Source organism: Streptomyces sp. NPDC026672 (genome assembly GCF_040638185.1).
Taxonomy (GTDB): domain Bacteria; phylum Actinomycetota; class Actinomycetes; order Streptomycetales; family Streptomycetaceae; genus Streptomyces.
On the sequence record NZ_JBEZXS010000005.1, the window covers coordinates 73,893 to 96,782 of the forward strand.

The 22,890-nt window shown below is 73.0% G+C and carries 22 protein-coding genes; 4 read left to right on the forward strand and 18 right to left on the reverse strand.

The features are described 5' to 3' along the window. Nucleotides 1-69 precede the first annotated feature (69 nt). A complete protein-coding gene (locus AB0F77_RS07030) occupies nt 70-756 on the forward strand; it encodes a DUF5995 family protein (RefSeq protein WP_361942743.1) in 687 nt (228 codons plus the stop codon). A 29-nt stretch (nt 757-785) separates the two neighbouring features. Here the strand turns inward: AB0F77_RS07030 and AB0F77_RS07035 are convergent, their stop codons facing one another. From AB0F77_RS07035 to AB0F77_RS07070, 8 genes are all read right to left on the reverse strand, one after another. Continuing rightward, a complete protein-coding gene (locus tag AB0F77_RS07035) occupies nt 786-2,498 on the reverse strand; it encodes an NAD(P)/FAD-dependent oxidoreductase (protein ID WP_361942746.1) in 1,713 nt (570 codons plus the stop codon). A gap of 49 nt (nt 2,499-2,547) precedes the next feature. Then, complete coding sequence (locus AB0F77_RS07040; RefSeq protein WP_361942749.1) at nt 2,548-3,333, reverse strand: carbon-nitrogen hydrolase family protein; 786 nt, start codon at nt 3,331-3,333, stop codon at nt 2,548-2,550. Nucleotides 3,334-3,544: 211 nt separating this feature from the next. Further along, entirely contained in the window at nt 3,545-3,982 is a 438-nt protein-coding gene (locus AB0F77_RS07045; protein ID WP_361942751.1) for a roadblock/LC7 domain-containing protein, read from the reverse strand. A 181-nt stretch (nt 3,983-4,163) separates the two neighbouring features. Continuing rightward, entirely contained in the window at nt 4,164-5,630 is a 1,467-nt protein-coding gene (locus AB0F77_RS07050) for an HAD-IA family hydrolase (protein WP_361942753.1), read from the reverse strand. Nucleotides 5,631-5,644: 14 nt separating this feature from the next. Continuing rightward, the gene (locus AB0F77_RS07055; RefSeq protein WP_361942757.1) at nt 5,645-6,724 is read right to left on the reverse strand and encodes an ABC transporter ATP-binding protein; all 1,080 of its coding nucleotides are present in this window, start codon (nt 6,722-6,724) and stop codon (nt 5,645-5,647) included. A 4-nt stretch (nt 6,725-6,728) separates the two neighbouring features. Further along, nucleotides 6,729-7,547, reverse strand: coding sequence for an ABC transporter permease subunit (locus AB0F77_RS07060; protein WP_361942760.1), 819 nt, complete (start codon nt 7,545-7,547; stop codon nt 6,729-6,731). Further along, nucleotides 7,532-8,431: an ABC transporter permease subunit gene (locus AB0F77_RS07065; RefSeq protein WP_361942763.1), complete on the reverse strand. Its 900-nt coding sequence runs from the start codon at nt 8,429-8,431 to the stop codon at nt 7,532-7,534. Before AB0F77_RS07065 ends, AB0F77_RS07060 begins: the two co-directional genes overlap by 16 nt. Continuing rightward, entirely contained in the window at nt 8,428-9,588 is a 1,161-nt protein-coding gene (locus AB0F77_RS07070) for an extracellular solute-binding protein (RefSeq protein WP_361942766.1), read from the reverse strand. The genes AB0F77_RS07065 and AB0F77_RS07070 overlap by 4 nt, the downstream gene beginning before the upstream one ends. A gap of 211 nt (nt 9,589-9,799) precedes the next feature. On the opposite strand from AB0F77_RS07070, the gene AB0F77_RS07075 reads away from it, so the two are divergent. Further along, on the forward strand, nt 9,800-10,540 hold the full coding sequence (locus tag AB0F77_RS07075) for a GntR family transcriptional regulator (protein WP_361942769.1): 741 nt from the start codon (nt 9,800-9,802) through the stop codon (nt 10,538-10,540). Between the two features lie 3 nt (nt 10,541-10,543). Here AB0F77_RS07075 and AB0F77_RS07080 read toward each other — a convergent pair whose 3' ends face one another. The 6 genes from AB0F77_RS07080 to rpe all read right to left on the reverse strand — a co-directional run bounded on the left by AB0F77_RS07080 (nt 10,544) and on the right by rpe (nt 15,290). Further along, the gene (locus AB0F77_RS07080; RefSeq protein ID WP_361942772.1) at nt 10,544-10,996 is read right to left on the reverse strand and encodes an Lrp/AsnC family transcriptional regulator; all 453 of its coding nucleotides are present in this window, start codon (nt 10,994-10,996) and stop codon (nt 10,544-10,546) included. Between the two features lie 87 nt (nt 10,997-11,083). Further along, nucleotides 11,084-12,526 carry a GuaB1 family IMP dehydrogenase-related protein gene (locus AB0F77_RS07085; RefSeq protein WP_361942776.1) on the reverse strand — a complete coding sequence of 481 codons (1,443 nt, stop codon included), beginning with the start codon at nt 12,524-12,526 and terminating at the stop codon, nt 11,084-11,086. A 169-nt stretch (nt 12,527-12,695) separates the two neighbouring features. After that, the gene (locus AB0F77_RS07090; protein ID WP_361942779.1) at nt 12,696-13,016 is read right to left on the reverse strand and encodes a barstar family protein; all 321 of its coding nucleotides are present in this window, start codon (nt 13,014-13,016) and stop codon (nt 12,696-12,698) included. Further along, the gene (locus AB0F77_RS07095; RefSeq protein WP_361942782.1) at nt 13,013-13,432 is read right to left on the reverse strand and encodes a ribonuclease domain-containing protein; all 420 of its coding nucleotides are present in this window, start codon (nt 13,430-13,432) and stop codon (nt 13,013-13,015) included. Before AB0F77_RS07095 ends, AB0F77_RS07090 begins: the two co-directional genes overlap by 4 nt. A 49-nt stretch (nt 13,433-13,481) precedes the next feature. Continuing rightward, nucleotides 13,482-14,525, reverse strand: a complete 1,044-nt coding sequence (locus AB0F77_RS07100) for a sugar-binding domain-containing protein (RefSeq protein WP_361942785.1) — start codon at nt 14,523-14,525, stop codon at nt 13,482-13,484. 78 nt (nt 14,526-14,603) lie between these two features. Further along, the gene (gene rpe / locus AB0F77_RS07105; RefSeq protein ID WP_361942788.1) at nt 14,604-15,290 is read right to left on the reverse strand and encodes a ribulose-phosphate 3-epimerase; all 687 of its coding nucleotides are present in this window, start codon (nt 15,288-15,290) and stop codon (nt 14,604-14,606) included. Between the two features lie 263 nt (nt 15,291-15,553). Between rpe and AB0F77_RS07110 the strand changes: the two genes are divergently transcribed. Then, entirely contained in the window at nt 15,554-15,823 is a 270-nt protein-coding gene (locus AB0F77_RS07110; RefSeq protein ID WP_361942791.1) for a hypothetical protein, read from the forward strand. A 42-nt stretch (nt 15,824-15,865) separates the two neighbouring features. On the opposite strand, the gene AB0F77_RS07115 is transcribed toward AB0F77_RS07110, so the two are convergent. Beyond that, nucleotides 15,866-17,293 (reverse strand): transcription antitermination factor NusB, encoded by a 1,428-nt coding sequence (locus AB0F77_RS07115; RefSeq protein WP_361942794.1) that lies wholly within the window; start codon nt 17,291-17,293, stop codon nt 15,866-15,868. A 109-nt stretch (nt 17,294-17,402) separates the two neighbouring features. After that, nucleotides 17,403-18,335, reverse strand: coding sequence for a methionyl-tRNA formyltransferase (fmt, locus tag AB0F77_RS07120; protein WP_361942797.1), 933 nt, complete (start codon nt 18,333-18,335; stop codon nt 17,403-17,405). 328 nt (nt 18,336-18,663) lie between these two features. Between fmt and AB0F77_RS07125 the strand changes: the two genes are divergently transcribed. Next, nucleotides 18,664-19,203, forward strand: coding sequence for a hypothetical protein (locus tag AB0F77_RS07125; RefSeq protein WP_361942800.1), 540 nt, complete (start codon nt 18,664-18,666; stop codon nt 19,201-19,203). A 107-nt stretch (nt 19,204-19,310) separates the two neighbouring features. Here the strand turns inward: AB0F77_RS07125 and AB0F77_RS07130 are convergent, their stop codons facing one another. Then, a complete protein-coding gene (locus tag AB0F77_RS07130; RefSeq protein WP_361942803.1) occupies nt 19,311-21,458 on the reverse strand; it encodes a primosomal protein N' in 2,148 nt (715 codons plus the stop codon). A 113-nt stretch (nt 21,459-21,571) separates the two neighbouring features. After that, a complete protein-coding gene (metK, locus tag AB0F77_RS07135) occupies nt 21,572-22,780 on the reverse strand; it encodes a methionine adenosyltransferase (RefSeq protein ID WP_361942806.1) in 1,209 nt (402 codons plus the stop codon). Nucleotides 22,781-22,890 lie beyond the last annotated feature (110 nt).

Sequence of the window (22,890 nt, forward strand, 5' to 3'; positions counted from 1 at the left end):
GTTCGCCCGTTCCGGGGAAGCGGTGGAGCCGTCGGCGCGCGGGCCGCCCCGGGCTGGGACCCTGCCCCCATGGCGCAGTCGGAACACCTCAGCCCCTCCGTCGCCGCCGTCGTCTCCCGGATGCGCGCGCTCGCCGCGGGCCTGCCCGAGCGGGACGGCGTCGCGGTGTTCAACCGCGTCTACCTGACCGTCACCGAGGAGGTCGAACGGGGCCTGGACGGCGGGTGGTTCAGGAACCCGAGGGCGGCGGCCGCGCTGGACGTGCGGTTCGCGGAGCGCTACCTCGCCGCCGTGGACGCGGTCGCCGACGGCCTGCGACCGCCCGCCTGCTGGCGGCCCCTGTTCCAGTTCCGCCGCCACCCCGGCGTACGGCCGCTCCAGTTCGCGCTCGCCGGCATCAACGCCCACGTCGGGCACGACCTGGCGCTCGCCGTGGTGGACGCCTGCCGCACGCTGGGCTGCGAACCCGGCGACCTGGAGGGCGAGTTCGACCGGGTCGGAGAACTCCTCGGGTCGCTGGAGGAGCGCGTCCGCGAGGATCTGATGCCGGGCCCCGACCTGCTCCAGATCGCCGATCCGCTCACCCATCTGCTCGGCTCCTGGAGCCTGGAGCGGGCACGGGAGGCGACCTGGGCCGCGGCGCGGGCGCTGTGGGCGCTGCGCGGATGCGAGGACGTGGCCGAGGAGTTCACCGAGCGCCTGGACGCGGCGGTCGGCTTCGCCGGCCGGATGCTGCTGACACCGCTGGGTGACTGATCCTCGTTGGATGACCGATCCGCGCCGGCTCAGTCCTCCGGGAGTTCGACGGGGGCGATGTCGTCGTAGACGTCGCCGGGGCCGGGGTTGGTCGGGTCGGTCGCGCCGCCGAAGTGACGCATCACGCCCCAGACCGCGTTGAGGGCGGTCTGGACGGCGCCCTCGGCCCAGCCGGCCGTCCAGGAGATGTCGTCGCCCGCCAGGAAGACGCCCCTCTTGTCGGCGGGCAGCCGGTCCTGCATGAAGTGGGTGAACAGGCGCCGCTGGTAGCGGTAGTGGCCGGGCAGATTGGCCTTGAACGCGCCCATGAAGTAGGGCTCGTTCTCCCAGGAGACGGTGACGGGGTTGCCGATGACGTGCTTCCTGATGTCGACACCGGGATAGATCTCGCCGAGCGACTTCAGCATGACCTCCATCCGCTCGTGCGCGGACAGCGGCAGCCACTTCAGGCTGTCGTCGCACCAGGTGTACGAGAGGCAGATGACGGCGGGCCGGTCCGGGCCGTCGTCCAGGAGGTAGGTGCCGCGGGTCATGCGGTCGGTGAGCGTCATCGACATGACGTCCCGCCCGGTGGGGTTCCCCCGGTCGTCGACGGCCTCGTCCCGCCAGAACGGCCGGTCCACCGGCACGAACAGCTTGCTGGACTCCATGTAGTGGGTGCGCTCGATGGCCGTCCAGTGGTCGATCGGGAAGAGCGAGTCGTCGCAGTCGATCTTGGAGAGCAGCATCCAGGACTGGGCGGTGAAGACGGCCGCCCGGTACGTGCGGATGTCGCCGTTCGTGTCGGTCACGGTGATCCGGTCGCCCGCGGTGCGGTGCAGCCGGGTCACGGCCGGGCGGGGCTCGCCGCCGGTGTGCAGGGACTTGAGCGAGGTGCCGTACGCCCAGTGCACGATCTTCTGCGGCTCGCGCTCCCACAGGCGCAGCGGAAGCTGCTGGCTGCCGCCGACGATGCCGCGGTGGTGGTCGTCCGCCTCGGTGTAGACGACGCGCAGGATCTCCAGGATGGAGTTGGGGAAGTCGGTGTCCCAGCCGCCGGTGCCGAAGCCGACCTGGCCGAAGATCTCCCGGTGCCGGAAGGACGCGAACGCCTCCGAGTCGCACAGGAAGCCGTAGAAGGTCTGGTCGTCGAGCTTCTCGACGAGCCTCGCCCAGATCTCGCGGATGCGCGGCACGTCGCGCTCGCGCATGGCCCGGTTCATGTCGGAGAAGTCGGCGCCCTCCTCCAGGCACCTCGCCCAGGCGTCGGCGACGTCGCGGTAGACCTGCGGCAGGTCGTCGATGGTCTCGGCGTAGTGCGACTCGCCCTTGAGGTCGACGACCGTCGAAGGCGTCGCCTCGGACAGGGGGTTGGGGAAGGGGCGGGTCTCCAGTCCGACCAGGTCGATGTAGTGCTGGAGCGCGGTGGAGGACGGCGGGAAGCGCATCGCGCCCATCTCGGCGGTCAGCGAGGGGTCGCAGCCGTCGAAGCCCACGGTCCGCAGCCGGCCGCCGATCCTGTCGGCCTCGTACACGACGGGCTTGAGGCCCATCTTCATCAGCTCGTAGGCGGCCACCACCCCGGAGAGCCCGCCGCCGATGACGGCGACCTCGGTGCCGTGCTCGGTCGCGGGGATCTGGCCGAGGCCCGCCGGATGGGCGAGGAAGTCGTCGTACGCGTAGGGGAAGTCCGGGCCGAACATGGTGATCGGCCGCTGCCGCTCGTCGGTGTGCTGGACGGCGTCGGGCACCGTGGACGTCATGGGGTGGGGACTCCTTGAGCGGTGGAACTCGGGGGTGGCTGCCGGGGGTTCAGACGAGGGACCCGTAGAGGCCGGGACGGCGGTCCTTCAGATACGGGTTCGCCTCGCGGGAGGCGGCCAGGAAGGCGGGGTCGGCGTCGGCGCACACCAGTTGCTCGGTGCGGCCGGCGCGGGTGCGGGCGACACCGTCGGGTCCGGCGAGGGTGGAGAGGCCGACGAACTCGAACTCGCCCTCCCGGCCGACCCGGTTGACGTACGCGACGTACATCTGGTTCTCGAAGGCGCGCACCGGGATCATCGACTCGGCGACGAACTGGAAGGGGTGCATCTGCGCGGTCGGCACGACGAGGAGGTCGGTACCGGCCAGGGCGTGGGCGCGGACGTTCTCCGGGAACTCGACGTCGTAGCAGATCAGTAGGCCGACGGTGAGGCCGTCCACCTCGGCCTGGACGACGGGTCCGTCGCCGGGGGTGAAGCGGTCGCGCTCGTAGTCGCCGAAGAGGTGGGTCTTGCGGTGGTTGGCGAGGCGGGTGCCGTCGGCGGAGATCAGCTGGGCGGAGTTGAAGACCGTATCGCCGTCGCGCTCCGGGTAGCCGTAGGCGATCGCCAGTCCGTGCCGGCGGGCCAGTTCCGCGACCGCGTCGGCGGAGGCTCCGTCGGCGGGTTCGGCGAGCCGCGCGACGCCGTCGCCGATCGCGTACCCGGTGAGGTACATCTCCGGCGCGGCCAGCAGCGCGGCGCCCGCGGCGGCGGCCCGGCCGGCGGCCTCGTCGAGCACCGCGAGGTTCTCGACGACGCCACCGCGGCCGGAGCTCTGCAACAGGGCGGTACGCATACGTGATCCTCACCGGGACGGAAGGGGGTCTGGGGGCCAGATAGAAGCTACGGTCACCACCCCACCCGGACAAGCGGCACCCATTGCGCACCGCCGTCGCATTCGTTGCGCGCACCGGGCCCCGGACGGCGATTCGTTGCGTCCCGCGAAACCCCGGGCCTCCGCTGAGGCGCAGGTCACAGGGGGAACGGTGCCGGCGCCCGGCGCGGGGTCAGGGAGCCGATCTCAGCGAGGCGTCCAGATGGCGGCCGAGGCGGCGGACCAGGAGCTCCATCTCGTGGGCCAGGACGCCGACGTCGGTGCGTATGTCGCTGAGGACCGCCAGACGGCTGCCGTGGCCGGCCGGGGTGACGAAGAGGAAGGCGTCGTCCAGCAGCACCGACGTCTGCCGCACGTCGCCCGCCCCGAACCGGTCCCCCGCCGACCGCGCGAGGCTGTGGAACCCGGCGCAGACGGCCGCGAGGTGTTCGATGTCCCGGCGGCGCATCCCGGCGGAACAGCTGAGCGGCAGGCCGTCCGCGGTGAGCAGGACGGCCTGGCGGACGTGCACGACCCGCGCCACGAAGTCGTCGAGCAGCCAGCCGAGATCCGTGCCGGGGGCGCCTTCGGCGAGGTCGAGGGGCTCGTGGTCCGGGTCGTCACGGCGCATCGTCGGGGCGCTTCCCTTCATCGGGGTCGGTCGTGTCGGTCGTTGCCGTCGGTGTCGGTCGCTTCCCTCTGCCTTCGCCGTTCCGCCCGTCCTCCCACCGGAGTTACCAGCCGGTAGAAAGTCCGGCACAACTTACGGGATGACCACCCCGACCGCAACGCCCACCCTGGACCCTCCCCGGTCAACGGCGCGACCACACCCCGAACTCGGTCAGCACGGCCGCGTGGTCCGAGGGCCAGTCGTTGTCCGCGACGTCCGGCCAGGGCTGCGGCGTGCCCACGACCACCGTCCGGGACCCGAGCACGGTCAGCCCCCGGTGCAGCACGAAGTCGATGCGGTCCTGCGGCTCCACCCGCCCGCCGCCGTCCTCGTGCAGCCGGTGGATCGGCGACCAGGTGTGCCCGGGCTCGGCGACCGGGTCCGGGTGCGCCTCACGGAAGGAGTCGCGCAGCCCGGCCTCCTCGGCGGCCTTCGTCACCGGCCACTCGACGTCCGGCCAGTCCAGGTGCGAGGGGCAGTTGAAGTCCCCGACGAGGACGACCGGCACGGTCTCCTCGGACACCTCGGCGATCCGCCGCAGCGCGTCCCGCATCTGGGCGAGCCGCACCCGCTCGTGGTCGATCAGCTCCCGCGCGCCGAGCCCGTCGAAGTGGAACTCGTAGGGCCCGTACGGCGTGTGGACGAGGTGGGCCGTCCAGACGTCGACCGCGCGACCGGGCCCGATCTCGACCCGCACCCCGGCGGCGCCGTAGAAGCCCACGTCGGGGTCGCCGAAGCGGGCGGTCAGCGGATGGCGGCTGATCACACCGAGGTTCTCGCCCGCCGTGTGGTGGTACCAGCCGAGGGCGTCGGCGAGCTCCCGCGCCGCGCTCCCGCCGGTCTCCTGGAGGCCGACGACGTCCGCGCCGCTCTCCAGGATCGCCTTGAGCTGCTTGGCGCGGTGGTCCTCGACCTCGCTGCCGCCGAGCCACAGGTTCCAGGACATGACCCGCAGCTCGGTCGCGACCAGCGCGGACAGCTCCTGGGGGGTCACCCCGACGAGGCTGTCGCGCACGGTACGGGCGGGCCCGGCGTCGATCGGCGCGAGCGAGGGCACCGCGAGCACGGCGCAGCCGGCCGCCTCGGCGGAGGCCACGCCGGTCTCGGTGTCCTCGACGGCCACGCACCGCGCCGGGTCCACGCCGAGGGCGCGGCAGGCGGCGAGGTAGGGGTCGGGGGCCGGCTTGGTGCGCTCGGTGTCGTCCGCGGTGACGGAGACGGCGAACCGGCCGGCGCCGAGGGCGTCGAGCACGATGTCGGCGACGGCGCGTGGGGACGCCGTGACCAGGGCGGTGGGAACGCCGGCCGCGGCCAGCGCGGTCAGCAGGCCGACGGCGCCGGGCCGGGGCACGATGCCGGTGCGGACGCGGTCGGCGAACTCCCGGTGCAGTTCGGCGGCGAGGTCCGCGCCGGGGCGGCCCGTGACCGGGGCGAGCCAGTCGGCGGTGTACTCGACCGGGCGGCCCAGCACCTCCCGCTGGTCGGCCTCGGTCAGCGGGCGCCCGGCGACCTGTTCCACCGCCTCCCACCACAGGCGCTCGGTGTCGACGAGCGTGCCGTCCATGTCGAACAGGACGGCCTGGAGCGGGAGTCGGGGGTGGGGGGTCACGTCTCTGCTTCTCCTCACTTCTGGGTACGTTCCGCCACCAGCACCGGCCGCTCGGGGAGCGACACACGCACGGCGGCTCCGGCGCCGAGTCCGGCGGCCTCGTGCACGGGCAGGTCGGCCTTGACCTCGGTGCCGTCGGCGAGCTGGACGGTGACCCGGACGACCGCGCCCAGGAAGGCCGTGCCGACGACACGGGCGCCGCCGGTGCCGTCCGCGTGCACCCGGACCGCCTCCGGCCGCACGAGCACGTCGACGGCGGTGGTGCCGGGCGTCTCGCCGTCGACGGGCAGCCGTCGGCCGAGCACCTCGACGTGGTCGCCCGTCACCGTGCCGGGTACCCGGCTCATCGTGCCGACGAACTCGGCGACGAACGGCGTGGCCGGCCGGCCGTACAACTCGGCGGGTTCCGCGCACTGTTCGAGCCGTCCGGCGCGCATGACGGCGACCCGGTCGGCCACGGACAGGGCCTCCTCCTGGTCGTGGGTGACGAACAGGGTGGTGATGCCCAGCTCCTTCTGGAGCCGGCGGATCTCCTCGCGCAGGGTCAGCCGCACCTTGGCGTCGAGCGCCGACAGCGGCTCGTCGAGGAGCAGCACGCGCGGGCGCAGGGCGAGCGCGCGGGCGAGCGCGATGCGCTGCTGCTGGCCGCCGGAGAGCTGGTGCGGGAACCGCTCGCCCTTGTCGGCGAGTCCGACGAGTTCCAGCAACTCCACTGCGCGGGCCCGGCGTTCGGCCGTACGGACCTTGCGCATCCGCAGTCCGAAGGCGACGTTGTCGACGGCGTTCAGATGCGGGAAGAGGCTGTACGACTGGAAGACCATGCCGGCGTCGCGGCGGTGGGCCGGGACGTGGGTGACGTCCTCGCCGTCCACCAGCACGGCACCGGAGTCGGGGTGTTCGAAGCCGGCGAGCATGCGCAGTGCGGTGGTCTTGCCGCAGCCGGACGGGCCGAGCAGCGCCAGGAACTCCCCGGGGTGCACGGCCAGGTCGAGGCCGTCGAGGGCGACGGTGGACCCGAACTCGCGGCGCAGGCCGCGGAATTCGACGGTGGCGGCCTGCTCCGTGGCGGCCTTCTCGAGTGTGGTGGCGGTCATTGGTTCATCCCCGGGACGAAGCGGTTCGGCCACGCCCGCCGGCACCGGCGAGCGCGAGGAGCAGGGCCCATGTGACGAGCAGGCTGAGCACGGACACGGCGACGGACATCTGGGCCTGGGAGCCGCCGACGTTGTAGATCCACACGGCGAAGGGCCGGAAGCCGAGCAGCGCGGCGACGGTGAACTCGCCGAGCACCAGGGCCAGCGTGAGGAAGGACGCGTTGAGCAGCGCCCCGCGCAGATTGGGCAGGACGGCCTGCACGAGGGCCTGCGGCCAGGACGCGCCGCAGCTGCGGGCGGCCTCGACGAGGGTGCGCACGTCCATGGCGCGCAGCCCGGAGTCGAGCGCCCGGTAGACGAAGGGCAGCGCCATCACGACGTAGGCGAGGACGAGCACGAACGGGAAGCTCGGGTTCTGGATCGCCACGAACGTCTGGAACAGCGGTGTCCGGGACAGGTGCTCCGGGCCCCACTTCAGGACGGTCGAGATGCCCGCGACGAAGGCGATGGGCGGCACCACCAGCGGCAGCGAGCAGATCACCTCCACGACCGGCCGCAGGCGCGGCGCGCCGAGCCGCAGGGCGACCACGGCGGGCACCATCAGCAGCAGCACGACGGCGATGGTGGCCGCGGCCAGCTCCAGGGAGAGCACCAGGCTGGTGACGAAGCCCTCGGTGGAGACGATCTGCGTGTAGGCGTCGAAGGTGAGGCCGTGCCCCGGTACGTCGACGGTGAAGACCACGGAGGCGGCGAGGGGCACCAGGAAGTACAGCGCGGCGAGGCCGAGCACGGCCCACCGCCACGGGGTCAGGCGTCGAGCCATCGGGCGCTCCGTCGTTGCAGGGGCAGGTAGACGGCCATGACCAGGCCCGCGACGAGGACCATGTCCAGGCTGAGGGCGAGGGCCACGTTCTCCTGGCCGACCAGCACGTTGCCGGAGATGGCGTCGGCGATCTGGAGGGTCACGAGGGGCACGGCGCTGCCCACCATCGCGGCGGCGGTGGCGTACGCCGCGAAGGCGCTGCCGAACAGCAGCACGAAGCCGCCCATGAGCGAGGGCGCGAGGACGGGCAGGGCGACGTGCCGCCAGTACTGCACGGAGGTGGCGCCGTTGTTGCGGGCCGCCTCGCGCCACTGGGCGCGCAGTCCGTCCAGGGCCGGGGTGATGGTGAGGACCATCAGCGGGATCAGGAAGTACAGGTAGACGATCACCAGGCCCCAGAAGCTGTAGAGGTTCCAGCCCTTGTCCGCGAGGCCGAGGTGGACGGTCAGCACACCGGCGTTGCCGAGGGTGGCGACGAACGCGAAGGCCAGCGGGACGCCGCCGAAGTTGGCGAGCACGCCGGACGCGGTGAGGACCGCCTCGCGCAGCGCCCGGGAGCGGGAGGTGACGACGGCCTGGGCGAGCGGCAGCCCGAGCACCGCCGCGAGGGCGGCGGAGACCGCGGAGAGCTTCACGCTGCCCACGAGGGCGGTGAGGTACGGCCCCTGGAGCGAGGTGCTCAGGTTCTGCGCGGTGTAGGAACCGGCGCCGGTCGTCTGGTCCTTGACCGTGAAGGCGCCGTTCAGCATCGCCACGGCGGGGATGCCGAAGGCGATGGCGGTGAAGACCAGCAGCGGGACGACCGCGAGCCAGCCGGGGGCGGGGCGCCGCCGCTTCACCGAAGCGGTCGGCGCCACGTCCGCGCGCGTGAGGGTGGCGGTCATCCGGAGACGGCCTTCGCCCAGCCCTGGGAGAGGACGGTCTTGGCCTTGGCCTGCTGGTCCTCGCTCGGGAAGGTGGGCGTGCCGGAGACCTGGGGCAGCTTGGCGGCGGCCTCCTTGTCGAGGGTGCCGGCCTTCTCCATGGCGGGCATCAGGACCGGGCGGGCGTAGCCCTTGAGCCACGCGTTCTGGCCCTCGGCGCTGTAGAGGTACTCCTGCCACAGGCGGGCGGCCGCGGGGTGCGGGGCGCCCTTGACGATGGCCTGGGAGTAGTACTGGGCGTACTCGCCGTCGGTGGGGACGGCGACCTTCCAGTCGACGCCCTTGGACTTGAACTCGTCGGCGTAACCGGCGTTCAGGTAGTCCCAGTCGATGCTGATGGGCGTCTCGCCCTTCTCGACGGTGGCCGGGGTGGACTCGACGGGCGTGTAGTTGCCGTTCTTCTTCAGCTTGCCGAAGAAGTCGAGGCCGGGCTGGATGTCGTCGAAGGAGCCGCCGTTCGCGAGGGCCGCCGCGTAGACGCCGCCGAAGGCCGAGCCGGACTTGGTGGGGTTGCCGTTGAGGGCGACCTGGCCCTTGTACTGCGGCTTGAGGAGGTCCTTGAAGGTGGTGGGGCACTCCTTGACGCGCTTGGCGTCGCAGCCGATGGAGATGTAGCCGCCGTAGTCGTTGAACCAGCGGGCCTGCGGGTCCTTCTGGCCCTCGGGGATGTCGCCGAAGCCGGCCACCTTGTACGGGGCGAGCAGGCCCTGCTGGGCGGCGCTCAGCGCGAAGGAGCTGCCGAGGTCGAGGACGTCGGGCAGCCGGTCCTGGCCCTTGCGGGAGGTGACGGCGTTGATCTCGTCCTGGCTGGAGCCGTCGGGGCTCTCGTCCTCGATCTTGATGCCGTACTTCTTCTGGAAGCCGTCGATGATGGCACCGTAGTTGGCCCAGTCGCGGGGCACCGCGATGATGTGCAGCGCGCCCTCCTTCTTGGCGGCCTTCACCAGGGCGTCCATGCCGCCGAGGTCGGCGGCGGAGGTGGCGGTGGCGGCGTTCTTGCCGTCGGTGGTGGTGGTCGCGGCGTTGTCGGGGGCGGCGCCGCAGGCGCTCAGGGCGAGCGCGGCTACGACGGCGAGGGAGCCGCCCAGGACGGCGGTTCTCGGCAGGGACACGGTCACGGTCTCTCCAGGGAGTACGCACGAGGGTTGGTGACGCAGAAAACTTGTCTGAACAAGTTGGCCCCAGTACGCCCGGCACGGATGTCCTGTTCATGAACACCGCTGAAACCACGGCCCCTGATTCCCTGCACAATCTCGGCTGACACGAATCACCCGGGAACGTGGATTACGCTGATCACGCTGTGCACAGCCGCCTACTCAGAGGGGAAGCATGACGGCCCGACACGAGGAGATCGCCGACGAACTGCGGCGGGCGATCGACCGCGAGGAGTACACAGTCGGCAGCCGACTGCCCGCGGAGACCGACCTGGCCGCCCACTACGGCGTCTCGCGCGGCACCGTCCGCCAGGCCGTCGCGGCGCTGACCGCCGAGGGGCTCATCGGCTCGCGGCAGGGCGCCCGCCGGGTGGTGCTGGCCAGCCGGCGCAGCCAGAGCTTCGAGGAGCTGCGCAGCTTCGCCCAGTGGGCGCGTGCGATGGGCCGCGCGGCCACGGGACTCGTGGTGCTCCAGGAGTACCGCCCCGCCACCAAGGAGGACGCGGTCCGCCTCCAACTGCGCCCCGGCACACCGGTGCTGCATGTCGTGCGGGTGCGCGGCCTGGACGGAGAACCGGTTCTGCTGGAGCGGACCGTGTACGCCGACTGGATCTCCCCCGCCGTCGAGGCCATCGAGCCCGACTGCCCGTCCGTGACCCAACGCCTGTACGACGACACGGGGTTGGTCTTCGCCTACGGCGAGCACGTCATCGACGCGGTGGCGGCGGGCGCCCAGGACGCCGACCTCCTCGGGGTCCGCCGTACGAGCCCCCTCCTGCGGGTCCGCCGGGTCACCACGACCCGCGAGGGCCGCCCGGTGGAGTGGTCGGACGACCGCTACCGCTCGGACGCGGTCTCCTTCAGCGTCCGCAACTCGATGAGCAACAACGCCCTGGCCCGCAAGACGGCCGAGTGACGGTCAGGCGGGGGAGCCCGAGGTGAAGCGGCGCAGCAACGGGGAGAGGACCAGGACCGACTTGGTGCGTTCCACGAAGGGCTCGCCCGCGATGCGTTCCAGGACGCGTTCGAAGTGGCGCATGTCGGAGGCGAAGACCTGGACGATCGCGTCCGCGTCACCGGTGACGGTGGACGCCGACACGACCTCCTGGTAGCGCTCCAGGCCCCGCTGGATGGTCTCCGGCGAGGTGTTGCGCCGGCAGTGCAGCTCGATGAACCCCTCGGTCTCCCAGCCGAGCGCGGCCGGGTCCACCCGTACGGTGAACCCGGTGATGGCCCCGGTGGCCCGCAGCCGGTCCACGCGCCGCTTCACCGCGGGCGCGGACAGGCCGACCAGCTGCCCGATGTCGGCGTAGGAGCGGCGGGCGTCCTCGGCGAGGGCGTGCACGATGCGTTCGTCGAGATCGTTCAGCACGGGGGTGGTTCAGCTCTCAGGTGTCACTGGACGGGAACGGCCGTGGCCGTACCCGAAGTAGAACACGGGCCGGCCCACGGCACACGGTCAGCTCCAGCTGGCGTGCAGCGGCTTGCCCTCCGCGTAGCCGGCGGCGCTCTGGATGCCGACGACGGCCCGCTCCGCGAACTCCTCCAGGGAGCCCGCACCGGCGTAGGTGCAGGAGGAGCGCACGCCCGCGATGATCGAGTCGATCAGGTCCTCGACACCGGGCCGGCCCGGGTCCAGGAACATGCGGGAGGTGGAGATGCCCTCCTCGAACAGCGCCTTGCGGGCACGGTCGTAGGCCGACTCGTCGGAGGTGCGGTTGCGCACCGCGCGGGCCGAGGCCATGCCGAACGACTCCTTGTAGAGGCGGCCGTTCGCGTCCTGCTGGAGGTCGCCCGGGGACTCGTAGGTGCCAGCGAACCAGGAGCCGATCATCACGTTGGACGCGCCCGCTGCGAGCGCCATCGCGACGTCGCGCGGGTGGCGGACTCCGCCGTCGGCCCACACGTGCTTGCCGTACTTCCGCGCCTCCGCCGCACACTCCAGGACGGCCGAGAACTGCGGCCGGCCCACGCCGGTCATCATGCGCGTGGTGCACATCGCGCCGGGTCCGACCCCGACCTTGATGATGTCCGCGCCCGCGTCGACCAGGTCCTTGACGCCCTCGGCGGACACGATGTTGCCGGCCACGATCGGCACCTGCGGATCGAGGTCGCGCACCTGCCGGATCGCGGTGATCATCGACTCCTGGTGGCCGTGCGCCGTGTCGATGACCAGCGTGTCCACACCCGCGTCGAGCAGCTGCTTCGCCTTGCCCGCGAAGTCGCCGTTGATGCCGACGGCGGCGGCGACGCGCAGCCGCCCGCCCGCGTCGGTCGCCGGGGTGTACAGCGTGGCGCGCAGGGCGCCCTTGCGGGTGAGGATGCCCGCGAGCCTGCCGTCCCGGTCGACGGCGGGGGCGTAGCGGCGGTTGGCGCCGTCCAGCGTGTTGAACGCCTCGCGCGGGTCGATGTCCGCGTCGAGCAGCAGCAGATCGCGGGACATGACCTCGGTGAGCTGGGTGAAGCGGTCGACGCCGCTCAGGTCCCGGTCGGTGACGACACCGATCGGCCGGCCGTCCTCGTCGACGACGACACCCGCGTTGTGGGCGCGCTTGGGCAGCAGGGCCAGGGCGTCGGCGACGGTCTGGTGCGGGGCGAGCACGATCGGCGTGTCCAGCACCAGATGGCGGCTCTTGACCCAGGTGATGACTTCGGTGACGACGTCGATCGGGATGTCCTGCGGGAGCACGACGAGCCCGCCGCGCCGGGCCACCGTCTCGGCCATGCGCCGGCCGGCGATGGCGGTCATGTTGGCGACGACCAGCGGGATCGTGGTGCCCGTGCCGTCCGGGGAGCTGAGGTCCACGCCCTGGCGGGAGCCGACCGCGGAGCGGCTCGGCACCATGAAGACGTCGTCGTACGTCAGGTCGTACGCGGGCTGGAGGTCATTGAGGAAACGCACGTGCCGCACATCCCAGTCGATCAGAGGTGACCCCCGGACAGGTGTGCCCGGGGGAGAAGCACGTACTTCATTCTCCCATGTCGCCCCTTGTGCCACGCCTGGGCGCATCGTCCAGGGCGCCGGCCCGGGCTTCGGAGGATCCGCCGGGCGGGCGGCCCGTCCGGCCGGGTCACTCCAGCGCGAGGGCCACGACCAGCCGGGGCTCGCCGCCCTGTGCCCCGGTGAGGACCTCCTCGGCCACGGCCCACTCCTCGGGCCGTTCCCGCGCGAAGTCCCGCCACCCCGTGACGACGAGCAGCAGCCCCTCGACGGCGGCCCCGGCCGGCCACACCGTGGGGTCGGAGAGGCTGTCCGCGAGGGCGTCCCAGTTGCGGCCGAACCAGTCGGGCAGGCCGAGGGCGCCGGCGCACCGGTCCATGAGGCCGGCCTTGTCGGTGACGCCGTGCAGGTCCAGCGCGACCGTGTGCAGGCCCGCGAGGTCGTCGCTCATCTCAGTACCGCCAGGAACGTCTCGTAGTGGTCGTCGGTGTAGTAGAACTCCCCGCCCTGCCCGGTGACGATCCGCCGGGCCCCGCGGCCGGGCGAGCCCGGGGTCTCCACCGTGTACTCGTGGTAGTAGCCCCGCGGGTGCCTGGGCAGCCGGCGCTCGAAGTTCCGGAAGGCGGAGCCGTCCTTGGCGTACGGGAACGGCCCGCCCCGGTCGATGAGTCCGAGCGTCCTACGGGCCTCGGCGGGCAGCCGGGCCTCCCCCACGGTGGCCATGTGATCGGCCCACGCGGGGGTGGTCGCGGCCGGGACGGCGGTGGGCACGGCCTCGGTGATACGGGTCGTGGAGCAGCCCGTGAGCAGCAGGGCGAGACAGATCAGCAGCCCCGGAAGCACACGGGGGACGAACCGCAGCAGCATGTTCCGATGCTGTCACGGCCGTCCCCTCGCAACCTCCTGTCAGGGTCTGTCAGGGTCCATCCGGGTCGGCGCGGTGCAGGGCGGGCCTGGGCGTCTGCCCCGCGGCCATCAGGTAGTCCGCGGCCGAGGTGTCCGTCACCAGGCTGGTGACGAGACCCGAGCGCAGGACCGCGTCGATCGCGGCGGCCTTGCGCTGCCCGCCCGCGATCGCGACGACCTCGGGGACCCGGCGCAGTTGGTCCGCCTTGACGGTGATGCACCGCTCCCCCAGGTCCCGGCCGACCCGGCGGCCCTCGCCGTCGAAGAGGTGCGCGGCCATCTCGGCGGCGACGCCGAACGAGGCGTACTGGCCGCGCTCCTCGTCGCTGAGCATGTCGTACACCGTCGAGATGCCGGGCTCCCAGGAGCCGATGGAGACACAGGCGACCGTGACCTTGTCGAAGTACTCGAAGGCCCGCGCGATGCCCGTCTGGTTGCGCAGCGCCGCCGCGGTGGCCGCGTCGGGCAGCAGCATCGGCGCGTAGATGGGGTGGGCGTCGCCGCCCGAGACCTGGGCGGCGCGGCGGACGGCCTCGACCGAGCCGCGCTCGGAGGTCCCGGCGTCGTACACGCCCGTCAGCTGCACCACCGTGCACGGCGGCAGCCGGTCGAGGGCGGCCGCCATGTGGATGGTGGACCGTCCCCACGCCAGGCCGAGGACGTCGCCCTCGTTCACCAGCTCCCCGAGCAGGTCGGCGGCGACCTCACCGAGGTTCTCGGGGTCGGGCGTCTCCTCCGCCTCGGCCGGGGACTCGACCACGACGGCGTGCCTGAGGCCGTACCGGGCGCGCAGCGCGTCGGAGCGCTCGGCGTCCAGTTCGGCCGGGACACGGATCTCGATGCGCACGAGATCCCGTTCGAGGGCGGTCTCCAGGACCCGGGCCACCTTGAAGCGGCTGACGCCGAACTCCTCGGCGATCTGGATCTTGGACTTGCCCTCGAGGTAGAAGCGGCGGGCCATGGCCGCCGCCTGCACCAGCTCAGCGGGTCCCATCCGCATGGCTGACCGGCCCGCCGACATACCCGACACGGCGTTCTCCTCACTGCTGTTCACACTCTGGATTCGCCGTTCATCCTTGCAGATGCGGCGCGCTTGATCGGCCCTGATGGGCGCCGTTCACGTAGCTGTGGCTCAGTGGTCGCATGCCCAGGACGCCCCGGCGGTGGCCGTCTCCGCCTGGGTGCGCAGTGCACGTACCGCCGCGGCCGGGTCGTCCGCGCCGTAGACGGCCGATCCGGCGACGAAGACGTCCGCCCCGGCCTCCGCGCAGCGCTCGATCGTCGACGCGGAGACACCCCCGTCCACCTGCAGCCACAGCTGGAGACCGTGCTTGGCGATCAGTTCACGGGTGCGACGGATCTTCGGCAGCATGATGTCGAGGAACGCCTGCCCGCCGAAGCCCGGCTCGACCGTCATGATCAGCAGCATGTCGAGTTCGGGGAGCAGGTCCTCGTACGGCTCGATGGGCGTCGCGGGCCTCAGCGCCATGGAGGCGCGGGCCCCCTTGGCCCGGATCTCCCGCGCGAGCCGCACCGGCGCGGCGGCGGCCTCGACGTGGAAGGTGACCGACGAGGCACCTGCCTCGACGTAGTGGGGTGCCCAGCGGTCGGCGTCCTCGATCATCAGATGGCAGTCGAGCGGGGTGTCCGTGGCGCGGGCCAGGGACTCCACGACCGGCACGCCGAGCGTGAGGTTCGGGACGAAGTGGTTGTCCATGACGTCGACGTGGAGCCAGTCGGCGCCCTCGACCGCCTTCGCCTCGTCCGCGAGACGGGCGAAGTCGGCGGACAGGATGCTGGGGTTGATCTGCACGGCCATGCCCCAAGCCTGCCATGCCGGGGCCCTCCCGTTCGCCCCGGTCCGGACCATTGCCGTTCATCGTACGGTTCGGCCGCCCCGACGGCATCCGTTTCCTCGGCGGCGGCATCGCGCGCTTCACCGTGACCGCATCCACGGGGCGGGATCCGGTGTCGTACCACTCGACGCGCACTTCACCGCACACGGGGGACACATCATGACCGCCCCGGCTCACCGGCTACTGGCAGGGGACCGTCACTTATGCGGACAACAACCGCAGACAGGTGCTGCTCGACATCCGCCACGACGAGAACTGCTCCATGGCCTGCGACGTGACCGGCCGCGTCAAGGTGTGCGGAGCGGGCGACAACACCGGCGGCGGCCTGGCGGGCGACGTGCACGACTGGCGCGGCAACCGCCTCACGCTCGACCCCTACCTCCCGAAGGCCAAGGGCGAGGTGAACATCGAGACCCTGGACGGCGACTGGAACGGCGAGGTGATCCGGATGCGCGCGAAGGTCGCGTTCTACGACGCCGCGTGCGCCACCGGGTGACCCGTACGCCCCGTCTCCGCAGCCGGTCGGCAGGGCGCCGGATCAGCCGGTGCGCCGGATCAACGCCAGGTACATCGCGTCGGTGCCGTGCAGATGCGGCCACAGCTGGATGTCGGGGCCCTCGCCGAGCGCGGGGACACCGGGCAGCAGCGGCCGGGCGTCGATCAGTTCGGCGTCCGGGTGCTGCTTGAGGACGTCCCGCACGACCGCCCGGGTCTCGGCGAGGTGCGGCGAGCAGGTGGCGTAGCCGACGATCCCGCCGACGCGGACCGAGTCGAGGGCGGTGCGCAGCAGGGCGCGCTGGAGCGGCGCGAAGTTCTCCAGGTCCTCCGGGCGGCGCCGCCAGCGGGCCTCGGGCCGGCGCCGCAGCGCGCCGAGCCCGGTGCAGGGAACGTCCATCAGCACCCGGTCGAAGCTGCCGGGCCGCCACGGCGGCCGGGTCCCGTCGGCGGCGATGACCTGGTACGGCCCCGGGTTGCCGTCCAGCGCCCTGGCGACGAGACCGGCGCGGTGCGGCTGCTTCTCGGAGGCCAGCAGCGTGGCGCCGCGTTCGGCGGCGAGCGCGGCGAGCAGCGCGGCCTTGCCGCCGGGGCCTGCGCATCCGTCGAGCCACTTCGCGTCGGGGCCGTCCAGCGGGGCGCCCGCGAGCGCGAGGGCGACGAGCTGGCTGCCCTCGTCCTGCACACCGGCGCGGCCCTCGCGGACGGCGTCGACGGCACCCGGCTCGCCGCCCTCGGTGAGCCGCACCGCGTACGGCGACCAGCGGCCGGCCACGGCGGAGTCCTCGGTGAGCAGTTCCCCGATCGTGGACCGGCCGGGGCGGGCGACCAGGGTGACCTCGGGCCGCTCGTTGTCGGCGGCCAGCAGGTCCTCGATGCCGGCGCGACCGCCGCCGAGCGAGTCCCACAACGCGGAGACCACCCAGCGCGGGTGGGAGTGCACGACGGCGAGGTGGTCCTCGGGGTCCTCGTCGTAGGGCGGCGCGACCTTGGCCAGCCAGCCGTCGAGGTCGTCCCGGGCGACCTTGCGCAGCACGGCGTTGACGAACTTGGCCCGCCCGTCGCCGAGGACGACCCGGGCCAGTTCGACGGAGGCGGAGACGGCCGCGTGCGAGGGGATGCGGGTGCCGAGCAGTTGGTGGGCGCCGAGGCTGAGCACGTCCAGGACGGGCGGGTCGACCTCGCGCAGCGGCCGGTCGACGCACTCGGAGAGGATCGCGTCGTACGTCCCCTGCCGGCGCAGCGTCCCGTAGACCAGCTCGGTGGCGAGGGCGGCGTCCCGGCCGTCGAACTTCTCGGGCCCCTCCTTCTCCCGGGCCTTGCGCAGCAGCGGCGGCAGCACGAGGTTGGCGTACGCGTCCCGCTCGTCCACGGCGCGCAGCGCGTCGAAGGCGAGGATGCGGACGGGGTCCTTCTGGGGACGGCGGTAGGGCTTGGCGGGCTTACGGGGCCGCCGGGACTGCTCGCTCACGAAAAAGGTGCTCCGGATGGGAAAAGGGGGTGCGGCCCCCAGCGTACGTCGGGACGCCGGGTCCGGAGCCGGGCGGGGCGTCGGCCCCGGGGGCTCGCCGGGCCGGGCGTCAGCCGCCCAGGGTCTCGCCGGGCGCGACCCGCACGCCGCGCGCCCAGTCCGCCGCGCGCATCGGCTTCTTGCCCTGGGCCTGCACCCACAGCAGCTCGACCGCGTACGAGCCGGTGCCCACGTGCACGCTGTTCTTGCCGACGGCCGGCTCGCCGGGGGCGAGGTCGGTGCGCTCGGGGACGGGCGCTACCTGGATGAGCTTGAGCCGCTCGCCGCGGAAGGTGGTCCAGGCGCCGGGGGCCGGGGTGCAGCCGCGCACCACGCGGTCGACGCGCAGCGCCGGCGCGGTCCACTCGACCCGGGCGTCCTCGACGGTGATCTTCGGGGCGAGGGTGATGCCCTCGGCGGGCTGCGGTACGGCCTTGAGCGTGCCGTCCTCGACGCCGTCCATGGTCGCGGCGAGCAGCCCGGCGCCGGCGAAGGCGAGACGGGTGAGCAGGTCGCCGCTGGTGTCGGTGGGCCGGATCTCCTCGGTCACGGTGCCGTAGACCGGGCCGGAGTCGAGTCCTTCCTCGATGAGGAAGGTGGAGGCGCCGGTGATCTCGTCGCCCGCCATGATCGAGTGTTGCACGGGCGCGGCGCCGCGCCAGGCGGGCAGCAGCGAGAAGTGCAGGTTGACCCAGCCGTGCGCGGGGACGTCGAGGGCCACGCGGGGCAGCAGGGCGCCGTAGGCGACGACGGGGCAGCAGTCGGGCGCGATCTGCGTGAGCCGCTCCAGGAACTCGGGGTCGCGGGGCTTCGCCGGCTTCAGCACCTCGATGCCGGCCTCCTCGGCCCGCTCGGCCACGGGGGACGCGACCAGCCTGCGGCCCCGCCCGGCGGGGGCGTCCGGCCGCGTGACGACGGCGGCCACCTCGTGCCGCCCGGAGGCGAGAAGGGCGTCCAGAGCGGGAACGGCGACCTCGGGAGTACCGGCGAAGACGAGCTTCATGGGCGGGACGGAGCCTCTCGGACGGGCGAACAGAACCGACGCCCAAGTCTATGACCACGCAAGGAGGGCGATCCGGCGCCCGGCGGAACCGAATTCGCCACCCTTCCGGGGAGGACCGTCGGCGCATGAGCACCCGATCGGGTGGTCCGGCCCCCCGATCGAGTGACAGCCGGTGGCGCGTGGGTGGACGAACCCGGCGTACAGGAGCACGTACGCGCCCCCTCACCGTTACCCGCGGAGCGCACGCGCGTTGGTCAAGAAAGAGTTGACCACAGTGGGCCGCCGACGCGGCCCGATTCCTTTCAACGCCGGTTCGAGAGGCTTGTTCATGGCCGACCACGCAACCCACGACGCCCAGGCCCGGGCCAGCCTGCACTTGCTGGTGCGGGACATCGAGCGGGTCCGCCGGCAGGTGGACGCACTGCGCACGCTCACCGCCCAGTTGGGCAACGTCTACCGCCCGCGCCGCTCCGGCCCCTCCACGGGCTTCGTCGTCTACGGACGTGCCCCCGCCCCGACCGTCCGCCTCGCCCAGGAACTCCGGGACAGCGTCGAGACGCTGGTGACGGCCGCCGTGGACTTCGACCGTTCGCTCGGCTTCTCCTGGGACGCGGTGGGCTCGGCCCTCGGCGTCACCAAGCAGGCGGTGCACCGCCGTTACGGCGCCCGCCGCGCCGTCGCCCAGGCCGCGGCCGACGCCGAGCGCGGCACCGACCCGTCCGGGACCCGCACGATCAACGTGGGCGCGGGCCTCCCGGTGCCCACGGTCCCCGCGGCGCGCTCGATGCCGACCCAGCCGACCGCGGGCAGCCCCACTCTCCGCGAAGAAGTACGCCCCACGGCCTTCCCCGGCCCTCGCAACGGCTGACCCGTCCCCACCCTGCCCTCCCGGCGACCCCCGGGAGGGCAGCCGTTTGTCCGGACCCCTCCGAACACCCGGTCCCCGCAACGGGGTTCGACACCGCCGACCCGGTGTCACCCGATGTCGGGCGGATCGAACCGCACCCACACGGGATCCCCGCTCCCCCGCGCCATCCGCGCCGCCTGCGCCGCCTTGAGCGCGGACGCGAGCGCGGAACCGCTGCCGGGCGGCACCCGGACCAGGGCCCTTTCCCAGTGCTCACCCGGCCCCGGCGCACCCGCGCGCCGGGGCCGCCCGGCCGGCGCGGCAGGTATGGGCACCGGCCCCAGCACCTCGGCGTCCGGCGGCAGTTCGGCCACACGCAGAAACTCGGCGACGGCCTGGGCCGGACCCGACACGGCCGCCATCCGCGACACGGGCGGGAACCCCAGCTCCGCCCGCTCGGCCAGCTCGCGCACGGCGTGCCCGACGGGGTCCCAGCGCACCAGCGCCTGCACGGGCCGCAGCGTCGGCTCGGCCACCACGACCACGGTCCCGCCCTCCCCCTGCGGCCGCACCAGCGCGCTCGCCGCGATCCACCGCCGCAACGCGTCCTCACCGGCCCGCAGGTCCGGCCGTCCGAGCATGGCCCAGCCGTCCAGCAGCAGCGCCGCCGCGTATCCGCCCTCGGCGACCGGCTCCGCGCCCGGTGTGCTCACGACCAGCGCGGGCGTCCCCGGCACCGTGTCCAGCACCTGTTCCCGCCCGGACGTCCGCACCGGCACGGCGGGAAACGCCCGCCCCAGCTCCTCCGCCGTGCGCCGCGCCCCCACGACCTGGGCCCGCAACCGGAACGACCCGCACTCCGGGCAGTGCCACGCGCCCTCCTCGCGCCCGCACCAGCCGCACCGCAGCGGCCCCGCGTCCCGCGCCTCCAGCGGTCCCGCGCAGTGCCGGCAGCGTGCGGGCGCCCGGCACTGCGCGCACGCCATCCGCGGCACGTAGCCACGCCGGGGCACCTGGACGAGCACCGGCCCGTGCCTGAGTCCTTCCCTGACCGCCTGCCAGGCCAGGGTGGGCAGCCGGGCGGCCCGCGCCGCCTCGTCCCGGGCGAGATCGCCGTCCCCGACGGTCCGCACGAGCGGCGCGGCCCCGCGGACCTGGTCCCGGGCGGCGGCCAGAGGCCGGGCCCAGCCGCTCTCCACGAGCTGCGCGGCCTCCACGGTGCAGCTCCAACCGCCCAGCAGGAAGCCGCACTTGTCGAGGGCGGCGCGCAGCAGCAGCACGTCCCTCGCGTGCGGCTGCGGCGCGTGCTGCTCGCTGTGGCTGTCGTCCCCGTCGTCCCAGATCGCGACGAGCCCCAGGTCGCGCACGGGCGCGAACATGGCGGCCCGGGTGCCGACCACCGCCCGTACGGAACCGCGGCGCACGGCGAGCCACTGCGCGTACCGCTTCTCGGGTCCCGCGTCGGCGGTCAGCAGCGCGTGGCGCCCCTCGCCGAGCAGTGCGGTCAGCGCGGCGTCGACCCGCGCGGCGGCCCGCCCGTCCGGCACGACGACCAGGGCGCCGCGTCCCGAGGCGAGCGTCGCGGCGACGGCCCGCGCCAGTTCCTCGCTCCACAGCGGTCCCGGCAGGGCGTTCCACACCGCGCGCGGCGCCCCGCCGGAGGCCAGCGCCTCCAGGAAGGCCGCCCCCTGCCCGTACCGCACCCACGATCCCGGCTGCGGCGCCGACGGCGGCGGCAGCGGTGGGGGCGACGTCCGCTGCTCGGCCCGCGCGCTGCGCGGCGGCACGGCGAGCTGGAGGACGTCGGCGAGGCTTCCCGCGTACCGGTCCGCGACCGCCCGCGCGAGCCCGAGCAGTTCCTCGCCGAGCACGGGCTCGGGGGACACGACCTGGGCGAGCGCGGCGAGCGGCCCGGAGTAGTCGGACTCGGCCCGCCGTTCGACGAGGAACCCGTCGATGAGCCCGCCGCCCTCCCGGCGGCCCTCCCGGACCCTGCCGCGCCCGGCACCGAACCGCACCCGCACCCGCACACCGGGCTGCGCCTGCTCGTCCAGTTCCTCGGGCACGGCGTAGTCGAAGTACCGGTCGAGGTGCAGCACGCCCTTGTCCACGAGCACCCGGGCGACCGGCAGCTCTCCGGCCAGGGCGGCTCCCCGCCAGGTCCGCGGCTTGGCACGGGGCACCTTCGCGCCGCGCACGCTCTCCCGGATGAGCGCGAGCTGTTCCGGCGGCGCCTCCTCGGCCCCGCGGTCCGTCTGCCCGTCGTCGCTGCTCACGCCTGCATTCTTACCAAACCCCACTGACAGCCCACACGGCCGAAGACCCCGGCACCCCTCAACGGGGCCCGGGGCCTTGGAAACACGGTCGGCGACACACGCCCCTCAGGGGCTCACACCCCGGCGGCGGCCTTCAGCGCGTCCACGCGGTCGGTGCGCTCCCAGGTGAACTCGGGCAGCTCGCGCCCGAAGTGCCCGTACGCCGCGGTCCGGGCGTAGATGGGCCGCAGCAGGTCGAGGTCGCGGATGATCGCGGCCGGGCGCAGGTCGAAGACCTCCTCGATCGCCTTCTCGATCTTCTCGGGCTCGATCTTGTGCGTGCCGAAGGTCTCGATGAACAGGCCGACGGGCTCGGCCTTGCCGATGGCGTACGCGACCTGGACCTCGCACCGCGACGCGAGCCCCGCCGCCACCACGTTCTTGGCCACCCACCGCATCGCGTACGCGGCCGAACGGTCCACCTTCGACGGGTCCTTGCCCGAGAACGCGCCACCACCGTGCCGCGCCATGCCACCGTACGTGTCGATGATGATCTTCCGCCCGGTCAGCCCCGCGTCACCCATCGGGCCACCGATCTCGAACCGGCCCGTCGGGTTCACCAGCAGCCGGTAGCCCTCGGTGTCGAGCTTGATGCCCTCGTCCAGCAGGGCCTTCAGCTCGGGCTCCACGACGAACTCGCGGATGTCGGGGGCGAGCAGCGACTCCAGGTCGATGTCGCTGGCGTGCTGCGAGGAGACGACCACCGTGTCGAGCCGGACGGCCTTGTCACCGTCGTACTCGATGGTGACCTGTGTCTTGCCGTCGGGGCGCAGGTAGGGGATGGTGCCGTTCTTGCGGACCTCGGAGAGGCGCTTGGAGAGCCGGTGGGCCAGGAAGATGGGCAGCGGCATCAGCGTCGGCGTCTCGTCCGTCGCATAGCCGAACATCAGGCCCTGGTCGCCCGCGCCCTGCTTGTCCAGTTCATCTTCGTCGCCCTCGACGCGGAGCTCGTAGGCGGAGTCGACACCCTGCGCGATGTCGGGGGACTGGGAGCCGATGGACACCGAGACACCGCAGGAGGCGCCGTCGAAGCCCTTCTTGGAGGAGTCGTAGCCGATCTCCAGGATCTTCTCGCGCACCAGCTGGGCGATCGGCGCGTACGCCTTGGTCGTGACCTCGCCGGCCACGTGCACCAGGCCGGTCGTGATGAGCGTCTCCACGGCGACGCGCGAGGACGGGTCCTCGCGCAGCAGCGCGTCGAGAATCGTGTCGCTGATCTGGTCAGCGATCTTGTCCGGGTGACCTTCGGTCACGGACTCCGAGGTGAACAGGCGACGGGACACAACGCTCCCTGGGGTTGCAGCGGCTGCTGGCTGATCATGGGCGGACGCGTCGGGAGCTGCGCCCGGCATCGTCCGTGGAACAGTTTATCGGTCGCACTTCGCCGCGGGCC